This is a genomic window from Corallincola platygyrae (genome assembly GCF_039544265.1).
GTDB lineage: Bacteria > Pseudomonadota > Gammaproteobacteria > Enterobacterales > Neiellaceae > Corallincola > Corallincola platygyrae.
This window is the reverse complement of sequence record NZ_BAABLI010000004.1, coordinates 409029-428655: the sequence shown is the minus strand read 5'-3', so window position 1 is coordinate 428655 and position 19627 is coordinate 409029. Positions and strand designations below refer to the sequence as shown.

Sequence of the window (19627 nt, the reverse complement as noted above, 5' to 3'; positions counted from 1 at the left end):
CAGCATTGATTACTCTGCTCACATTCAGAGAAAGGCAACCCATCTGCCGGCACTTTGCGTTTCACTCGCCGCTTCTTTACCAGGCCAAACCGCTTGAGTATCTCACCCGCGGTGCTGTCTGCGGGCCAATCACTGTCCGGTTGTTCCTGCCTGAGCAAATCAACCAGTTTCTTCGGACCCCAACTAGGAAAACGTCGTTTAGCATCTATCAGCGCTGCCACAACAACATCATCCGTTGCATGCGGACAACGCTTTGGCGCCCTTGACAGCTCAGCTAAACCTTCCAGCCCTTGCGCTTCATAACGGCTTACCCACTTGTGTATCGTTTTACGGCTAACGCCATAAGCCGATGCCAACGCGGTTATCGTCACGCCACCTCTCAGGTAAGCACCGACAACTTCTATCTTTTGGTCCATAACACAGGTCTCAATCCAAGGCATGGGCAAGTCCTCCTTACCCATGCAGCTTATGTGTAACCTATGTTCCCGGTTTGTTTTGTTACCTATCCTGCCGGTTTGTACATAACGCAACAGGAGTTTCTCCCCGATGTGTTGAGACTTGCATTCCGTGACACCACATTTCTAGTCAACCATCTTTTCCGAGATAATGAAAGAAACTTCTTAAAAATCCGTAAACGTCCCCCTAAAGAGCCGGAAGGAGCGCGGACCATACACCCGAAGATGTTGGTTTATTTTACATCTCTCTTTCCACTTCACTTTCTATGCCGTCTTGCCTTGCTTGCCAAACCAAGTCGCCAATACCATCAGTAGGATCGAAACCTGTCGGAGCCTCTAACAACAGCGCACGAATCGAGTCATGATCGAAGTTGTGACATGCAAGATCGAGCTTGGACAGCATCACTTCTAACTCGTTCCAATTTAGATAAACTTCGTCTGCCGCCATGATTCGTTCATGAGATGTCGTCTTTACGTTGTCGCCAATAAGCAGTTCTTCGTAAAGCTTTTCACCTGGCCGAAGCCCCGTAAATTGGATCTCTACGTCTCCCTCGGGGTTGTCCTCATCTCTAACTTGTAGCCCTGACAAGTTAATTAAATTCCTGGCCAGGTCAACAATTTTGACGGGTTCCCCCATATCAAGAACAAATACATCTCCGCCTTTACCCATGGCACCTGCCTGAATAACCAATTGCGCGGCCTCAGGAATAGTCATGAAATAGCGAATAATTTCAGGATGAGTGACCGTAATAGGGCCGCCTGAAGCTATCTGACGCTTAAAGAGTGGGATAACTGATCCAGAAGAACCGAGAACATTACCAAACCTGACCATGGAGAACCGAGTGGTATTGCTTATCTCAGCCAAGGCTTGAAGGGACAGCTCTGCCATCCGCTTTGTAGTTCCCATAACGTTGGTAGGACGGACAGCTTTATCAGTAGACACCAGTACGAAGGTCTCCACACCTGTTTCCAGAGCAGCCTCACCGCTAAACAGTGTTCCAAACACGTTGTTGCGAACGCCTTCTACAACATTGTATTCGACAAGTGGAACATGCTTGTAGGCTGCAGCATGATACACCGTATGAATTTGAAACGCACTCATAGTCGCAGATAAGCGGTTTTTGCGCTGCACAGAACCGAGAAGAGGTACAATTTCAACATCAACGCCCAGCTCTTCAGATAGTGCGGTAAGTTCTTTATCGATACTGTACAAGGCGAATTCTGAAATCTCGAATAGTACCAGACGATTGGGTCGCTGCTGCAGAATTTGACGACAGAGCTCAGATCCGATTGAACCACCAGCTCCGGTAACCATAACGTTCTTATGCAGCACATCTGCGGACATTAGTGTCGGATGGGGCGCAACTGTATCACGCCCAAGAAGGTCATCGATCGGTACATCTCGAAGTTCGTCAATCTTGGATTTGCCACTTACGATATCTGGCATGTTGGGAACAGTTAATACCTCAACTGACAATGGCGCTAGATTACTTATGATTTGACTTCGTCTCTTCCGACTAGCCCGCGGCAGTGCTAACAGAACTTTCTTAACCGAATATTTCGTAATAAGGCGAGAAAGGTCATTCGGCTTCAAAACTTTCAACCCCTGAATCACCGTTCCTGCTAAAGTATCGTCGTCATCAACAAATGCAACAGCAGCATATTCGTGGCTATAGCGAAGAGCAATACACAATTGACGCCCAGAGCCCCCGGCACCGTATATCAATACTGGCTCCTGTAGCTTTGCAGTCCCTCTGTTAACTAAAGCCCTAACTATCAGGCGAGCGCCTCCGACTAGAATTCCTAGGAATGCAGCATAGATTAACGGTACAGTACGAGGAAAGCTCGTATCTAGATAGAAAGCAATAGTTGCTAATATCAGAGCAGATACTAGTGTTCCTAACGAAATGACAAAAAGAGCATGAAAGCTTAAGTACCTAAGGATCGCCCGATACAATCCTATTTTGGTGAAAGCAAAAAGAGTCAGAGGAAGCGTTACAAGCACAACTGACCAGTTTTCCACAAGATAAAAAGACTGAAAACTCGAAGTTCTTGCGAAATACGCACCCCAGAAGGCTACAAAAATAAATACCGAGTCAATTGAGAGGCTGATAAGCCTCTTTGTACTTCTTCGAAAATTAAACACTTTCTCTACTATTTTCATTTAACTCTATCACCCGAACCCTTACCAACGGCGGTCATTATAATATATCGAAAGTAATTAGACACGCTCAAAGTCTGGAGCATCTTCTGATCCCACTTTGCCAGCTTGACAGGTGTTGACATATCAACCTCATTAATCTGAGCCAATCCCGTGACCCCAGGTAATACATCCAATACACCGCGCTTTTGTCTTGCATCTATAAGTTCTATTTGATTAAAAAGGGATGGACGTGGTCCAACCAAGCTCATGTCACCTTTGAGAACATTTATCAACTGAGGAAGCTCATCAAGCTTGGTCTTACGGAGCAGTCCTCCCAATTTCGTAACCGAGGAAGCTCCCACTAAATGAGTCGCGACTGATTCAGTCACCAACGGCATTGTGCGAAACTTGATAAGCTTGAATGGCTTCTTATATCTACCAACTCTTGTTTGAATGAATATTGGAGAACCTGTATCAAACATACCAGCAATGCATATAATTATCATTAGTGGCCAAAGAAAAATCAGACCAATAGATGCTAGAAATAAATCAATTATTCGAATCACAGTCAATTACCCCTCCGTTGACTATTACAATTTGCAATCTTTCTCATCGACTGCTCAATGCTGTACGGCGGTTTCCAACCAAGTGTAAGTTTTGTTTCTGAAATATCAACCTGCAACGAACCTAGCAACCTCTTTGATAGCTCCTCCCTGCGAAATAGTTTGGCCAAACAATTCAACAAGGACTCTGGAACCGATATGCTTCTGTTTCTAACGCCCATACCATTTGACATTTCATTAAGAAGCTGGGCTGTTGAAATATCATTGTCATCAGAAACCAAAAACGTTTTATTTGCAGCCATTGGATGTACTGCACATGTCAAGATTAAATCTACCAAATTATCAACCGACACTAGACTCCGCAGGTTACTTTTTATACCTCCGAATGGCAGTGGAATACCATTTTTCATCGAAGTAATCATAGATTTGAGGTTGCCCTTAACGCCCTCACCATAAATCAATGGCGGACGAATGACCACAACCTCCATACCAGTTGACTTTGATATCTCTTGTAATCCTAATTCCGCTTCGTATTTGCTCACAGCATAAGGGTCTTTCGGATCAGGTAAATCATCGGCTTTAAAGGGCTTACCCAATTCTGTATATTCTCCATTAACTTTCACAGTGCTTATGAATATAAACCTCTTTATAGCATATTTTGCGGCTTGCTTTGCTAACTCTAAAGTGCCCTTAGTATTTATATTTCTGTAACGTTCCACGTCACTAACATCGTTACCTTCCATTATATGGGCTCTACCCGCACAATGTATTAGGACATCAGCTCCCTTTAGTATTTCATAGCTACCACCCGGACTCTCCAAGTCCACCTCTAAAAATCTTTCTTCTCGCAAACCTTTTGGACGCTGGCGCCCGAGTACTACAACATTATGCTCATTTAAGCTGTTGAGTAAGTGCTTCCCGACGAACCCACCCGCGCCTGTTAATACAATATTCATAAACTTCTACTCTATTGACAGTTTCCGAACTACTTGTCATTAAAAAACAAGATAAATTGAGCCAGAGTTATTACATAAACTGTCTTTTTATCTTTAATTTTAACAGTCATTTTCAATGTTTTTTCTCAACAGATTTCGTTCAAAAAAAATAAAATATAAAACTAAAAACACCCATGGGTTACTTTATTTATGCAGCCATACAAAAAATCAAATTATAACAATGAGACAACCCATATCCAAAATTCGTTCTACTACCTATAATTCATAAAAAACAAACATAAACCACTAACACACCGTTACTTATTCTCCACCTAGTGTATATAAAATTAATAAAACAATTAAAAATATAAACAATATGAGAATGTAATTAAAAAAGTAACTCGTTTACTTCTCTTTTGGGCATTGATTGAACGAAATATTTTCAGCGCCAAATCTATTATTTCGTTTATTTGTGCGAATGAGTTTTCAGAAAAACAACGCATTACTGGTGAGTTTACTGATGGCCGTAAGTTTATAATATAGCCGCCTGCAAGAGTAATGCGCAGAGCATTAGTAAAATCAACCGATACTAAAGGATTATCAATACCGGGCTCTTGGAGAAGATCACTCGGTCATTTCTGCATAACTTAGAATGCTCCGAGTCATTTCAGTAAGAAGTTATTTTATGCGATAACTATTTGTTTTCGTTATTCTTTCCACCACACTAAAAATACTTTTAGATTGCACGACAAAGTATCAGGCGTCCAAAATAGCATCACAAATGGTTAATGCACTACCGACATTGACATTCACAAAAACTTCGCCGCCTAGAAAAACCTACCATTGCTTCAAAATCTAGCAATCGCACGATGATGCATATTCATACTATTGAACGCAGCTATTACATATTAGGAAACAGCAGAATCCCGGGGTAAACCAGGGCAGCTTAAGGTTACATCTCCATTCAGAGTTGAACTAAAGCCCTTCAGCCCTGACCCTCAGCGTAGTTTCATATTACTCGCTCGTACAATCATACGCTGCTAACGAAGTAACGGGACGATCACACAATCTTTTCTTTCCAATACATTTACGATAGCCACTTGAACGTCGTTCTCATGCGAGACGACGATCGGCTTTTTAATCGCCCTATTACATCTGAAACCGAATACTTTGGTTGGAGCGTCATAACCATTTGAAGATGGTTCAGGCTGAAGCCAATCGTCTCGATCTGCACGCCCACGTAGTTCTTCGCCGCTACGGTACAGCGTGCCTTAGTTACTCAACAAAGAAACGATTCAGAATCATACGTCTGCATTTGGCTACCCATACTACGTGGTAATGGTGTCTGTAAACTCCGTACCGTGAAAAAATTCTTCCATCCTCACAGAATACAGTCGAAGAACTCATTAATCCAAGGGTGACACCGTACCATTCTGTCGCTACGCGACCATGTACAAAATGTGGCTCAATATGGCCGAATAGCATGCAGCTACCAATCCCTTGCTGAACATAACTAGCACTGCATAGGCGTCAATACCGTGCGCATCGGCGCTAATAAGTCAAAAACATCACACGTAACCAGTGGCGCTGCTTATCGGATATCAAAGGCTGGCTACAATCACCATCAGTACAAACCCTTGCGTCAAGTCTGTACTCACTCCTCAAAAGTCGACATTTGCTTTTTTTTCCTCACACACCATTTCGTTATCCATAGGCACAGATTCGCTACTACAAAATAAGTTAAATGACAAAATCAAATAACGTCTTTAAACCGACTTTTGATAATTCAGTTAGTGTTAGGAGGGTAAAATCTTAATATCGAATTTCTGAAAACCTTCAAACCATATGGAAGTATAAAAATCCAATGAAATACAAGCACTGCGATCGATAAAGTAAAAACTCCGAAAGTTGGGGTGACTAAAAATGTAATCAGAGAAATTCCTATCGCAGAAAATAATGAAACCATGTAAAACGGCTCTTCCATATGTGCTCGAAGGTACTTTGCCATAAATCCTACTTTGACGAACGCTAGCTCAGAAAGCAAAAATAGCGAGAGTATTCCAACGGGGATCAATCTGTCTGCTAAAAGATCAAACTCAGTTAGAACAAATACTATTGAGACTAGTATCAGGGCGTTAACAAAAAAGAATATGTAGCCTAGTTTTGCACACCTATAGAAGAGAAAGTCAAAAGCGTTTTTATCTCGGACTTTTGCAAGTGAGTTAAGTTTCGGAAGTTTAGAATCTAACCAAGTATTTGAAATATTAGTTAAAGACTTTATTACACTTAACATCATACCGACCTGACCAGCTAATATAGCGCCTTCTGTCTTATAAATTACAGGAACAAAAAGATGCATTATCGCAAAACCACTAGCCCAGCTAATAAAGTACTTTGCTTGAAGCGGTATTAGCTTTTTAGACCAATCATGTTCACTAACAGCTGAATTTCTTAAAATCTGTCGCCAAAACAATATATTCCGTGAGAAATGAAAAAATGAAGAGGATATTATTTGAGCGAATAGTGATATTGGCAAACTCCAAATCTCTAAGCCCAACATTAGACAGAGTATTGCTACTAATGGTGCAACCCACAGCCCTATACTACGAGCTTTGCTAGCTTCCACCACTTGATCAAAGCCTTGATAAATAGAAAACAACAGGCTTAAAAAAACATTACACGTAGATAAAAACGAAAAAACCAGCCAAGCAACTAAAACTTGGCTTCCTTGGTCATAGAGAACCCATGCTCCACCAGAAAATGCCAATATGAATACGCATGGCAATACATAAAAATAAAATTTTAGAGAGTAATCAATAAGACCCTTTATACGGTCTATGTCCCTTTCTTTACCACGAACCAAGCCTCGAGAGAGCTTCAAGCCAACGCTCTCATAGCTTACATATTGACTAATTATCATAGTAAAGCCGAAGTCAGCCAGGAGGGTTAACATTGACAAACTGGTAAAAGTATACCAAACCCCTTGAGTCTCTGGAGTGAGATAAATCAGGATAAATACTATTAACGCGGGACCTTTAAGTATAAGTGAGACTTTAGACGAGAATAACCACAACACCTCGCTGTCTATCCCCAACAACTTTCTTAAGTATTGCATAGCTCAGAAAACCTGACTTACACGCGCCATGAAGTCTTTTAATACAGCAGACCACGCATGATTTTCTACGACCAATTCTCGTGCCTTTGCCGCCATCCTCTCTGAAGACTTTCTGTCAGCAGTAGCTCTTTTTACTGCACAAATAAAATCATCCGGAGTGTCGGCCAAAAGATAATGTTCATCCTTTATTGCTGGTATTCCTTCAATTCCCAGCGAAGTAGAAATTACTGGTAGTCCCAATGCCATATATTCTAATACTTTATTTTGAACACCGGCCCCAACTCTCATTGGACAAACAGCAATTGCAGCGCCTTTCACTGCTTGGGAAATGCTATCGACTCTACCGGTAATATGTACATTATCATAGCCGGAAAAGCGTTGCCTGACTTTATCGTCTATTACACCGACGATCTTAAATGTATAACCAGCCCCCTTTATCCTAGAAAGAATCTTTTCTATAAAAAAGTGACATGCATCTTGGTTCTGAAGAGTATTCATGTTGCCAATAAATACTATTTCCTTGCTTTCACCACTAGGACCAACATAGGAAAGGTTTGAAAAATCGACGCCATTTGTACAAACCAATACATTATCTTGACTAATACTAAACAGGTAGTCCTTATCAACACTACTAATTAATGTTACCAGATCGAAGTTTGCAGGAACGTTTCTCTCATACGACAACAGTCTTCGACTTTCAAGACTAAACACAATGGACTTCAAGGAAACCTTTGTATCTACTTCTGTCAATCGAGAGTAGTTCATCGAAATCGCATCAGTCATGTCTATGACTTTGGGCATGTCATATTTAGATACATAGTCAGCGACTCGAATCAAATGACAAAAGATTCCGTCATATTCAGATACGAGAGAATCAAGACGTTGTCTGAACGCTTTTGACTCGTAATATGCGACCTGTAATGGCTTAGATGTCGGAATAGCAAATAGTGTGCTGACATAGGAAGAGAGCTTCGAATGATAAACGCGTTCTACCCTGTCAAAAACGCCATCATTTGGCACTTCATATTCTAATGATTCCTTGTCGTCACACAGTGACAACAAGGTCAATGAGTACTTTTTTGAAAGTTCTCTACACAAGTTATATATTCTTAACTTGTCGCCACCTGTAACTGGGTATATGAACCTAGGTGCCAATACCAAGATCTTTTTCACTGAACTCAGCCTTCTACTATTTTTTGAAATACTCGATTTAATCTATCTGTGTATTTTTCTATTGTGAAGTTTTCTTTGAATGAATTTAGAGCGCTACGTTTTACCTCAAAAGTACTTTCATAATTAAATTCATCCTTAATATTATTTATAATCGTAGCTAACTCTTCACTGGACCCAGGCTTAAATAGGTAGCCGGAATGGCCATTCTTAATCGATTCAGGCTGCCCACCAATTTCAGACACTATACAAATTGCGCCCAAACTCATTGCTTCTAAGATCGTAGTTGGGAAAGGATCTGCCCCAATTGCAGGTGCGCAAAAGACATTAGCCAATGATATCCAATCACTAGCATCATCTCTCCAACCTAAAAATGTTACATTTCCAGAGGCAGTTCTTACTAATTCCCGTTTATACACCAAGTCCTTTGAACTAATTCCTGTATCGCCGAGAATGAAAACCTTAACATTTTCATCAGTAATTGACTCTATCGCTTTCGTTAGCACATGCAATCCCTTGTACTCTGTAATTCTTGATATAGCTACAACTACAAAGTCAGAATCCTTTAACTTAAACTCCCTTTTTAATTCGATTAGTTTTTCTTTACTTGCCGACGGCAAGGCTGGTATCCCATTATGTATTACTTTAACCTTATCATTTAGGCCTAAATCGCGATAGACGTCAGCTACCGCGTTAGAAACAGCAATAATGTAACGCGGAAATAACTTAGCGTAGAAGCGAATAAACGACCTTCTAAAACCTTTTGGCTGTATATTGTGCTCGTACCATATTAGCTCTTTACCAAGTAGTCTAACAATCGGCGATGCAAATATCTGCATAAAAAGCGTGTTGGTTACTACAGTTTTACCTTTAAATCTTAGGATAATTAGAAAAAGTGAAAGTAATCTATATACTCTCTCAAAGAGTTTAAGATACTTAATAGTTAATATTTTGGGCGGATCAATCAATGATACCTTATTAACTACTTTAGACACGCTTTCGTACGTTTCGCCTTCACTACCAAAAGCAACTTCGACGTCAAAACCACTTTCAGCTAGTATCTCTGAATAAAGAGAGAGTATTTTTTCAGCCCCTCCCTTACCTCCTATATCATTAAGGATAAGAAGCTTGTTTCTCAAACTCTCCCCCCATTTGACAAATAATTATATACGTCAGAAGTTTCGTAAGTGCCATCTATACTTCCTTCACGACTTGAACAAATGACACCCCAGCCTTCTTCAACAGAGGGGTTGTAACCATGATATGCCTTTAACAAGCCGTAACCAAAGTAATTTGGAGAAAATCCATACCCTGGCTCTAGACAGTAAATATCATCACCAAACTCAGAACTATCTATACGGTACTTTTTCCTTTCTTCCGCTGTGATAAACTTCCCTTGATTTTGATTTGATAGAAAGCTCTTAATCTTACTATATTCCTCGCTATTACCATCATTCCAAAGATGTATATATAGTGAATCATAGAAATACGAGACACCATTGGAAAATGGCAAACCAAATTTTTCTTCCAACCGGAAATCAACGCTAGTGTGACTATTAATCATACCGTGGTCAGAAACAATTACGATCTCCCCATCAGGAAACTTTTTAACAAAGCGAGAATGCATTTCCTTCAATGCATCGTTTAGCAACGAGTTTTTTTTAGTATGAGCCTCAGAGGAAACGCCTTGTTTATGTAGCAACCAATCGAGTTCTGTGAAGGCTGCAAGAATGCGATCCGAGCCTTGGTCAATCTGCTCCAATGTATCTTTGAAAACTTTTTCATCGCGGCTTCCAAATGGTAACTCTCGATCGTAGCAAATCACTTTGTATTCATGTTCGCCAATTTCTACCCTTTCGTTAACCTGTAACAAGTAACTGCCTTGCTTTGTGAACTTAGAAGCAATTGAAATCGGCATAAACGCAATATTAAGTCCAACCGTTCTCGCTAGCACTTTGTATAAAATACGAGATAAGAAAGGGAACTTTTGTCTTGTCCAATCAAATAGTAGATGAAATTTTTTTCGACGCAGAGGCGTTTTATCGCCTACCCTCTTCATATCACCGAAAAAACCAAGCGTTTCGGGGTTTGTACCTTGAAAAAGTTCATGATGAAGATTCACGCTATAACCAAAGGAGGGTTTCATAGCGCCAAACGACTTCAAAAATGGTAATTCTTTAAGCTTCTCGATATGCCCAAAAGGATAGCCATCGATAAAAACAATCAATTTTGCCATTTCCGTATTCCTACAAGTATCTATATATCATTCTATTCAAGCTATAAAAACTTGACTCATCCTTTATATCAAATTTCACCTTACTGAATTTCTTTTCATATTTCTGGCCTGAAATATTGCAGCGTAGGTTTTCCAAATAGTTTATATTTGCTTTGTATAATTCCGATGGTGTCTGTCTAGACAGCACTGAAGTGCTAGATTGGTAGTTCTTAAGAGCGGATCTAACCAAAAATATTTTTCTCAAAAATGACGAATCTCCTATGTATGTACCGTTTTTTTTGATTTCATCATTAATCTTATTGTAAACGTACAGAGAAAACTCAATATATAATGAAGTTAATCTATCTAAATCAATTGAAGATAACTCTGACTCATTGACGTATCTCTTGGAGATTTTAACGCTATAAATTGCGTCAAAAAGATATGAAAAACCATGTAAATCATCGTTTTCAACGACCATAGCATTTTTTAGTACTTCAAAACGTTTACTATGCGTTGCTACCTTACCAAACCTTAAGTATGTTAAAGGGATAAAAAGATCTAGAGCGCATTTAATTATTCGGTAATTAGTATCAATTTTGGTCCTTGAGCATGATCCTAGTTTATGAAATTCTTTTATAACTGAAATAACAGAGTGACAAATAGTTTCATATATATCACCCTTATTTTCGACTTCAAATTTCTTTTCACTAATAGTGTCTACATTACCTATTAGACATTTAGATTGAGTAATAGCTTCATACCAAAAGAAGGTATTTGGTATAGATCTAATTGAGAAATTAGGTTTTATAGAAAAGTCAACGACGATATCTAGATCTTTTGATATGGTATTCATTCGCCTCTCGATTTCTTTGTGATTTTTCTTCGCGAGGAAATCTTTATTATTCTGGAATATAACAAACTCAATATCACTTAAACTTCTTACATTGCCATCCAAACTTTCCAAAAATGTATATTCATCTCTTGCGAAGCTTCCCGCTAACAACAGACATAATGACTTATCCTTAGAAAGTGAACGCAGCGATGATCGAATTTCTTTGGCAACATCAATAGCCATAAGACTGAAACCTTAATACAGAGTAGTATATTTGTAATGCGACAGTAATCGTTGTTACTGTTCCAAATAAGATATGATAGCCTCTAGCATTTGAGGACTTTAATCCCATCGCCACAAAGTACATAACGAGTGGGTATAGCATTACTTTATGCCGGTCAGAAAGAACTTGTCCCGTTAAGGACATACCTACGATCATTACGAACATAAGTACTAATAACGCAAAGCTATTTTTATTAAAGTTAGTTCTCGAAAGAGAGAAGAATATCCCTATATACATGAATATTGAGAGCGCATAATTATATGCTCTTGGAAACGTTACCAATCCCTCCTGGGAAAACCAAGGAGTTTCCATATTGACAAAGTTTGCCGGAGGTAAGTCCAAAAAAAATATCGCTACAACTAATATTTGAGTAAAGCTCACTTTGATATCGGAAGTCAATATCGAAGTAACATTGGATATCCTGGTGTCCATCAGGGCTATTAGGTCTAAGTTCCTGAGAAGTTGATCTTTTAACAAGTAGGATAAACCTAGAACAAGTATAAATATTGTTCCTAGAGACATCACAGCCCTAAATGAATTAAGTCTAATTTTAACCTTGAACAAAATAAGGCCTAGTAGAAAAACTGGTATCAAAAACGGCCTAATATAATACGCTACTATAACTATGGCCCCCATAGAAACAAGCGAATAGATCGAAAGCTTATTTTCTGATGCAACAAATAGAAAGTAGGAAAGCAAAAAAACTAAGATAGTATCTTTGAATAGGAATGTTGAAAAGATATTCAACATAGGATTAAAGGCATAGATAACTGCACTCAGTTGTGCTATAAACTTATCTTTTAATGTGTTTAATATAAACCTATAGACATAGTAAACAGAAATCAGCAATAAAATGTGCTGCACAAACCGAAATAGGTCAGTCCAAACGAAAAACTTTGTAAATAAGGTCAAAACTGCTGCATAAGGCAGCCCATAGTAATTCTTTTCATTCTTCAAAAGCATTGAAAAATCAGATTGATAAAATAATGCTAAGTCAGTGTATTTTCTATCATCACCTACCATATAGTTTAGGTAGAACCCTTCAGATAGATGATGAGAGTGAAAGTATACTAACAAAAATATAATAGCTTTGCTTAAAATCATAGCTATCAGTATTTTTTTGAGGCTCACATTGTAATTAGCATAAACCAGCGGAAGCATTGTAAATATAAACAACGCAAATGCCAAAATAATGTTATTTATGAAAACCAAGTCAAACTTGTTCGCATAAATGGCAAAGCCTAGTGCAACAGTAAGTTGCAATATAATTAAGCCAAACATTTTTACATGAAGGCTATCAATTTTGATCATAGTACTTTGGGGGTCAATTTAACAATGCAGATTAGTTTAATTAAGACCTTGTGAATTGTTCTAGGTTCGTGCTGTATATTAATCACTACATAAAGTGGACATTTATTTTATTTTTATCTCCCGAGCATCAGCTACATTATTTTTATCATTTTCTAATCAGTAGTAATGTAGCCTTTTAAAGTAAAATTAATTCCATAACTCTTTTACGCATAAAATCAATATCAATTTCTTCTGAAAATGTAAAATCTGCAAAATTTTTCTGAGGCTTTATAAACTCATTATGCATTGGGCGAACTGTTTCTAAATATTGCTGTGCTACACTATTCAAAGTCCTCCCTCGCTCATTTATATCTCTTTGAATTCTTCGCAAAAGACATATATCTAACGGAACATCCATAAACACCTTAAGATCAAATAGCTCTCGTAGGTATTGTTTATTCAATAGCATTATCCCTTCAACAATTATAAAGTCAGCAGGCCTTAATTCTACTGTACGCTCTTTCCTTTGATGAGTTTTGTAACAATAGATAGGTGACTTAACACTATCGCCAGCCTTTAACTGTTTGAGATGCTTCTCAAGAAGTTTATGGTCAAACGCGCTTGGATGATCGTAGTTCCTATTATTCTTTTGCTCTTCCGTTAAGCAGGTATTCGCTTTGTAGTAATTATCTTCAGATAGAAGTATTACTGAGCGGTTTTCACATATAGCTTGATGTAGTTCTTTTGCGAACGTTGTTTTGCCTGACCCCGATGGACCAGTAATAGAAATTAAAACCAAGTTATTTTCACCTAAAATTTTTTCACATTCTCTGATATAGATTTTTTGAGCGTTTGAAATCTCTAATACCAACAACACTAAGCGCTTTCATTACCATTGTGCGAACAGTAGCGTATTTAACCATACTAACTGCCAAAAAGAGTAAAGGCAGACATAAGCTAGCTAATCGATAGTTCCTTAGATAGACTTGCTTTATCAAATTTGTTTTTGCTAACTTATCTAAGGTGCTATCACTGGATATTTCGATAGCTGACTTAATGAGAATTTTCTTTGCTGGATACCCTTGAAGCAGGAATTTTTTGAACTTGTCAAATAGCTTGTCATTTAAGCCAAGAGGTAATTCTAGAAGTACGCTTCTTGCAGCAATCATTTTTGTTTGAGACCATGTTTGATCATTTTCAGCCTTGTGCCAGTTTACGATTCTTTCGCTGCTGACATCAATTTTCGAAAAGTCTTTTGCAAGACTCATGAAAAGGAGCGCAGTATGGGGTTGCATTGAGTAGGCAAAATCATAACCAAATCTTATATGTTTGCGAAGGCTTGCACACCGATAGATGTTAGTCGATATAAATAGAAGATTCGAGTATCCATCCATATCATTTAACACTCCTTCGATACCATTAATCGTTCGGGAGATTCTTTCTCTTCCCGAAGAAATAATATCAGTGTTGAAGTTAATGCACACAGATTCGCTATTTAGTATATCCGAATGTATTTTATCAACACTACCATGCGTCACTTCATCATCGTCACCTAATATCCATAGCCACTCTGTGTCACAAACTTCGAAGCAGTTTAATATATTTGCACACATTCCGATATTATAGGGCTGCCTGATTACTTCTAAAAACTCACAGTTTAGAACCTCAGAACTGAGAGTTTCAGAAACGGGATTAGGTGAGCAATTGTCTAGAACTTTTATATCAACAAGATAGTTACTTTTCTCAACCTCTGATATAAGAGCTTTTAGAGAATTTTCTAATCTTACATTTCTATCAAAAGTAGGTATCGCTATAGTTAGTGCTTTCTTTTGGTTTCGCTGATTCATCGGTTCAGTCATTACAATACCTTTTTGTAACTCAATAAAATTCAAATACTTTGAATTTTTTAATTTTGAAATAATATTAAAAATGCTCGCACAAGCTGCACACATGGAAGGCGTCACTAGGCAAAATAACGACAATAAGCTGGTCTAAAATATTTTGAGCTACTTCGCTTAAAAGTCCAATAGCCTTTACGTTAGATCGAATGTAAAACGTAGTCTTACACTAGAGCTTATTAATAGCGTTCATGCCACTAACTAAGCTTTGATCGCTCCACAAGTAGTCCCATTCCCCAAATCTACCGCAACATACTATATTTAAAGAATCGAGGTAATCACGAACAATCTTTCGGCGTTCTTCCATTCCATGATCGAATATGACGTTGCCAAAAGGCAAATGCTTATGATGGCAGAAAAGAATTTCATCCTGTTGACATATACCAAGTTCCTTCAAACTGAGTTTTACGTTCTCTATCAAACGCTCAGGTTCAAGTAGTGGCGTTCCTGAAAGCGAATAGATTTCAAACTGAAGCGAACTATATCCTTCAGGTGCGTTTTCAGGCGATTTCCAACTAGGTGAGTACCCTCGAGCCGCGAGGTGTTCGTCACCGTATATGTAAAACCATAGATAGGGGGGCACATCTTCCCTTGAGAACCCAACAGAGACAAGATCAACTCGCGTATATAACAAGCTCTTTGCGGCCTCAACAACGCACTCAGGAGTCCCTTTAATCAGAGGAACCAAAGAAGGGAGTGGGATAGAGCTAACCAACTGTTCATAAGTAATCATTTTGCCCCCTTCAAACACCACTGTGCTTGCTGAAGGGTCAATCTGCACGACTTTATGATTAGTTCTCACCTCAACCGACTCTAACATTGGGTTAATAAACGATCTGTAGCCCCCTTGTTTGGGATAGCGCATCTCGTTTGCGTAATAGTGGTTATCATTGCGCTTTTCTAAGGCGCCGGCGAGGACTTCTTTTAACTCTGCCCTTCGCATCCGATTGCCGATCCAGTCCAAACTGAGCATGTCAGCATCCAGTCCCCAATACTTGCGAGTGTAAGCAAGCGGGTAACGCTCGGCGATCTCATGGCCATATTGATTAACCAACCATTCTTTGTAATGTGTTGGTTCAATATCAGGACGCTGAATGAATGATTCGATCAGCTTGATCTTGTCGTCAAGCGGCAATGGATAGAGATTGTTCTGAACAGGATGCTTTAGCCAATGCCCATCTTCATAGCAATAAGAATCTGGCTTGTGACAATAGAAAGGCGTTCTTGAAAATAGCTCCTTTACATAGGGGTCTTTTGTGAAGGAGAGATGAACCGCATTATCAAATCGAAATCCATCAATTTCGAAATTTGATACCAAGCCACCTATGACATCTGAGGCTTCATATACCTCAGCTTCCATTCCTAATAGTTGTGCATGATAGCAAGCAGATATTCCAGCAATACCACCGCCTAGCACTGTGATCTTCTTCATAAGTAGATGCCCGATGCCTCTGCTTCCAAGGTCTGAGCGACCCCTTCTTCTAAAGTAAAACTTGGCTGCCAGCCAAGTTCTTTGAGTCGACTGGTATTAGCACAGCTGTGCATCAATTCGTTTGGGCGAGTAGGAATCGCACCAAACTCCAATTTTGAGGTACTATTGGACAGTCGTTTCACCATCTCAACAAAATACCTTACCGCAGGGGCCTCTCCGAGCCCCACACTAATATTTTCTAAATGCTTTATATTTGAAAGTTCTGATATTACTGTGTCATACGCGGAAACAACATCATCGACATAGATGAAATCTCTTTCCTGCAAGCCTGCAGTTAACTTGAGTTCTTTCCCTTGCAAGCAGCATCTGGTTACAAATGAAGTAAACTTTGAAAAATCATCACCTGGTCCAAAAAAATGCTCAAGCTCCAAATTAATAAACTTAGTTGCAAGACATTTTTTTAATCTAACTAGTTCAACAAAGCTATTTTTAGTTAAAGCATACATACTAACGTTTCGCGGTAATGACGTACCCGTATTGATGAAAGCAGACGCACCATATGAGATAGAGTATTCTAGCAACCTGAGAGGAAATCCAACATTAGCTTCCAGCAATTCACCGTCAGCTTCACCTTTACGCCCATAAAGCGCAGCAGTGTTGATAACTACATCTGGCTTATGTTTTTGGAATGCTCTCTCCAGACTATTACCGCCTTCGTCAAACACCACGTTACATTCATGCTTCTTTATTCTATCTAAAGAAGAACCAGTGCGAACTAGTGCAAAGACTTTGAATTTCGAAGAAAGGGAATTTACCAAGTGGCTACCGAGGTAGCCACTTGCCCCACTTATAAATATCTTCATCATAGATTAGTATAAATTCGATAAAACTCAGATCTTAGAAATTGAGCCCGAAAAATTCTTCGAACTTACTAATGACAAAATCCAAATGCGCTTCCGTCAATGCTGGGAAGATACCTATCCAGAAAGTCTGGTTCATGATCCGGTCGGTATTAGTTAAATCACCATGCACACGATATTCTACGTTATCAAAATATGGCTGGCGGGTTAGGTTTCCAGCAAATAGCAAACGCGTGCCAACCTTAGCCTCGTCAAGGAACTTCAAAAGCTCAACTCGAGATACACCAGCTTCTTCTTTCAGAGTAATCGGGAATCCAAACCAGGAAGGTTCTGAATTCTCGGTGGGTTCGGGCAGTTCCAAGAACTCAGCACAGGATTGCAGGCCTGCTTTCAGATAAGCAAAGTTGTCTTTGCGTTTCTGAACTAACCAGTCAACGCGCTCCATCTGCGCTAGGCCGCAAGCAGCCTGCATATCGGTGATCTTCAGGTTGTACCCGAGATGCGAGTATGTGTACTTGTGATCGTAGCCAAATGGCAAAGACCCCAGTTGCTGATCAAATCGTTTGCCACAAGTATTGTCACAACCAGGCGCGCAGTAACAATCACGCCCCCAATCGCGGAAAGACTCGATCAGTTTCTTGAGCTCTCCTGACTTAGTGAACACGGCACCGCCCTCACCCATCGTAATGTGGTGGGCGGGGTAAAAACTCACAGAACCGATGTCACCGAAAGTACCAACTTTCTGGCCATCGTAGGTAGAACCCAAGGCATCACAGCAATCTTCAATCAGCCAAAGATTGAATTTATCTGCAACTCGGCGCACTTCACTTAAATCAAAAGGGTTGCCCAACGTATGGGCAACCATAATCGCCTTGGTTTTATCAGATACCGCACCTTCGATCAGTGCAGGGTCAATGTTGTAGGTTGGAATATCCACGTCTACGAAAACCGGGATGAGTCCATTTTGAATTGTTGGGTTTACAGTAGTTGGAAAACCTGCAGCAACTGTGATCACTTCATCACCGGGTTTCAAGGCGCGCTCGCCAAGTTTAGGCGAAGTCAAGGCTGTTAGCGCTAGTAGATTGGCCGAAGAACCGGATGTCGTGGTAAGTACATATGGCACTCCAATGTACTCACCCAAGCGTTTTTCGAACGCGTCGTTGAAACGACCTGTAGTAAGCCAACCATCAAGGGAGGCTTCAACCATGGCTTTGATCTCAGGCGCACCAATCACTTTTCCTGAGGGTGGAACAGGCATTTCACCCGCTTTAAATTCTTTGGCAGCAAACGCCTCGTCTGCATACTTCTCTACGAGGGCTGCAATCTCTTTTCTTAGGTTATCTTGGCTCATTTCAGTTTCTCTCAGGAATTCATGTAGTCTTCAATTTCATTCATTGTGTACTGGCGCATATCTTCACCAGCCAACCATGCTTTGTGCCAGCGCACGATCCTTTCAAGCGTTTCGTCTAGATTCCATCTTGGCGCCCAGTTAAGACGCATTTTGGCCTTAGAACAATCCAGCTTCAAATATCCTGCTTCATGCGGATGATCTTCACCGTCTAGCTGCCAGCTTACGTTTTCTCCCCAGGTCGAGACCATTTTGTTCACAATATGCTCGACTGGTTTAGCATCGTCATCATTTGGGCCAAAGTTCCAGCCTTCAGCGAATTCTGGGCCACTTTCATACAGCCTCTGCGCCATCAACAAATAGCCTGACAGGGGTTCAAGTACATGTTGCCAGGGCCTAATGGCATTAGGATTGCGGACAATAACCGACTCACCCTTCTCAAAAGCTTTCAAGATATCAGGAATAAGTCTGTCATCGGCCCAATCACCCCCACCAATGACATTACCAGCACGACACGATGCTAGTGCCGTACCGTGCTCCCGGTATTTTGCATTGTTGAAAAAAGAATTTCGGTACGCAGAAGCTACGAGTTCGGCACAACCTTTACTGTTTGAGTAAGGGTCAAAGCCGCCCATGGGCTCATCTTCACGATAACCCCAAACCCACTCTTTGTTTTCGTAACACTTATCGCTGGTCACATTGACGATGGCTTTAACGCCACCCACTTGCCGAATAGCGTCTAACAGATAAACCGTACCCATCACATTGGTAGAATAGGTCTCTACCGGTTCGCTATACGAGAGCCTTACCAATGGCTGCGCTGCCATGTGAATGACAATTTCCGGCTTGAAAGTGTGAATGGATTGTCGCAAGTGAAGACCATCCCGCACATCGCCCTCTTCGGAGAGCATGCCGTGTGCGACCGTGGCCTCTTCAAATAAACTGGGAGAAGTCGGTGCCGGGAGCGAATAGCCTCTGACATCAGCTCCCATCTTCTCTAGCCAAAGACACAACCAACTACCTTTAAAGCCTGTATGGCCAGTTACGAAAACGCGCTTACCACGCCAGAACTGAGGATTAATCAT

General features: G+C 40.1%; 17 protein-coding genes. All 17 read right to left on the bottom strand.

All coding sequences use genetic code 11. The annotated features are described in order from the left end of the window. A partial coding sequence (locus tag ABEA14_RS02565) for a helix-turn-helix domain-containing protein (RefSeq protein ID WP_345338255.1) occupies positions 1-440 on the bottom strand: 440 nt, incomplete at its 3' end. 253 nt (positions 441-693) lie between these two features. After that, on the bottom strand, positions 694-2619 hold the full coding sequence (locus ABEA14_RS02560; RefSeq protein WP_345338254.1) for a polysaccharide biosynthesis protein: 1926 nt from the start codon (positions 2617-2619) through the stop codon (positions 694-696). Continuing rightward, on the bottom strand, positions 2616-3164 hold the full coding sequence (locus tag ABEA14_RS02555) for a sugar transferase (RefSeq protein WP_345338266.1): 549 nt from the start codon (positions 3162-3164) through the stop codon (positions 2616-2618). The genes ABEA14_RS02560 and ABEA14_RS02555 overlap by 4 nt, the downstream gene beginning before the upstream one ends. A 2-nt stretch (positions 3165-3166) precedes the next feature. Next, positions 3167-4117, bottom strand: coding sequence for an NAD-dependent epimerase/dehydratase family protein (locus ABEA14_RS02550; RefSeq protein ID WP_345338253.1), 951 nt, complete (start codon positions 4115-4117; stop codon positions 3167-3169). A gap of 1066 nt (positions 4118-5183) precedes the next feature. Further along, a complete protein-coding gene (locus ABEA14_RS19320) occupies positions 5184-5330 on the bottom strand; it encodes a transposase (protein ID WP_425557238.1) in 147 nt (48 codons plus the stop codon). Between the two features lie 552 nt (positions 5331-5882). Further along, positions 5883-7049, bottom strand: a complete 1167-nt coding sequence (locus tag ABEA14_RS02545) for a hypothetical protein (protein ID WP_345338252.1) — start codon at positions 7047-7049, stop codon at positions 5883-5885. A gap of 165 nt (positions 7050-7214) precedes the next feature. Continuing rightward, on the bottom strand, positions 7215-8384 hold the full coding sequence (locus ABEA14_RS02540; RefSeq protein ID WP_345338251.1) for a glycosyltransferase family 4 protein: 1170 nt from the start codon (positions 8382-8384) through the stop codon (positions 7215-7217). Positions 8385-8389: 5 nt separating this feature from the next. Then, positions 8390-9520, bottom strand: a complete 1131-nt coding sequence (locus tag ABEA14_RS02535) for a glycosyltransferase family 4 protein (protein ID WP_345338250.1) — start codon at positions 9518-9520, stop codon at positions 8390-8392. Next, a complete protein-coding gene (locus ABEA14_RS02530) occupies positions 9517-10617 on the bottom strand; it encodes an alkaline phosphatase family protein (RefSeq protein WP_345338249.1) in 1101 nt (366 codons plus the stop codon). The genes ABEA14_RS02535 and ABEA14_RS02530 overlap by 4 nt, the downstream gene beginning before the upstream one ends. A gap of 10 nt (positions 10618-10627) precedes the next feature. Beyond that, entirely contained in the window at positions 10628-11674 is a 1047-nt protein-coding gene (locus ABEA14_RS02525; protein WP_345338248.1) for a hypothetical protein, read from the bottom strand. Then, positions 11664-13025 (bottom strand): hypothetical protein, encoded by a 1362-nt coding sequence (locus tag ABEA14_RS02520; RefSeq protein WP_345338247.1) that lies wholly within the window; start codon positions 13023-13025, stop codon positions 11664-11666. Before ABEA14_RS02520 ends, ABEA14_RS02525 begins: the two co-directional genes overlap by 11 nt. A gap of 175 nt (positions 13026-13200) precedes the next feature. Beyond that, positions 13201-13881 carry a uridine kinase gene (gene udk, locus ABEA14_RS02515; RefSeq protein ID WP_345338246.1) on the bottom strand — a complete coding sequence of 227 codons (681 nt, stop codon included), beginning with the start codon at positions 13879-13881 and terminating at the stop codon, positions 13201-13203. Continuing rightward, positions 13826-14863 carry a glycosyltransferase family 2 protein gene (locus tag ABEA14_RS02510; protein WP_345338245.1) on the bottom strand — a complete coding sequence of 346 codons (1038 nt, stop codon included), beginning with the start codon at positions 14861-14863 and terminating at the stop codon, positions 13826-13828. Before ABEA14_RS02510 ends, udk begins: the two co-directional genes overlap by 56 nt. A 208-nt stretch (positions 14864-15071) precedes the next feature. Next, complete coding sequence (locus ABEA14_RS02505) at positions 15072-16334, bottom strand: protoporphyrinogen/coproporphyrinogen oxidase (protein WP_345338244.1); 1263 nt, start codon at positions 16332-16334, stop codon at positions 15072-15074. Next, positions 16331-17200 (bottom strand): NAD-dependent epimerase/dehydratase family protein, encoded by an 870-nt coding sequence (locus ABEA14_RS02500; RefSeq protein ID WP_345338243.1) that lies wholly within the window; start codon positions 17198-17200, stop codon positions 16331-16333. Before ABEA14_RS02500 ends, ABEA14_RS02505 begins: the two co-directional genes overlap by 4 nt. Before the next feature lie 31 nt (positions 17201-17231). After that, complete coding sequence (gene rfbH / locus ABEA14_RS02495) at positions 17232-18545, bottom strand: lipopolysaccharide biosynthesis protein RfbH (protein WP_345338242.1); 1314 nt, start codon at positions 18543-18545, stop codon at positions 17232-17234. A gap of 11 nt (positions 18546-18556) precedes the next feature. Continuing rightward, positions 18557-19627 carry a CDP-glucose 4,6-dehydratase gene (gene rfbG, locus ABEA14_RS02490; RefSeq protein WP_345338241.1) on the bottom strand — a complete coding sequence of 357 codons (1071 nt, stop codon included), beginning with the start codon at positions 19625-19627 and terminating at the stop codon, positions 18557-18559.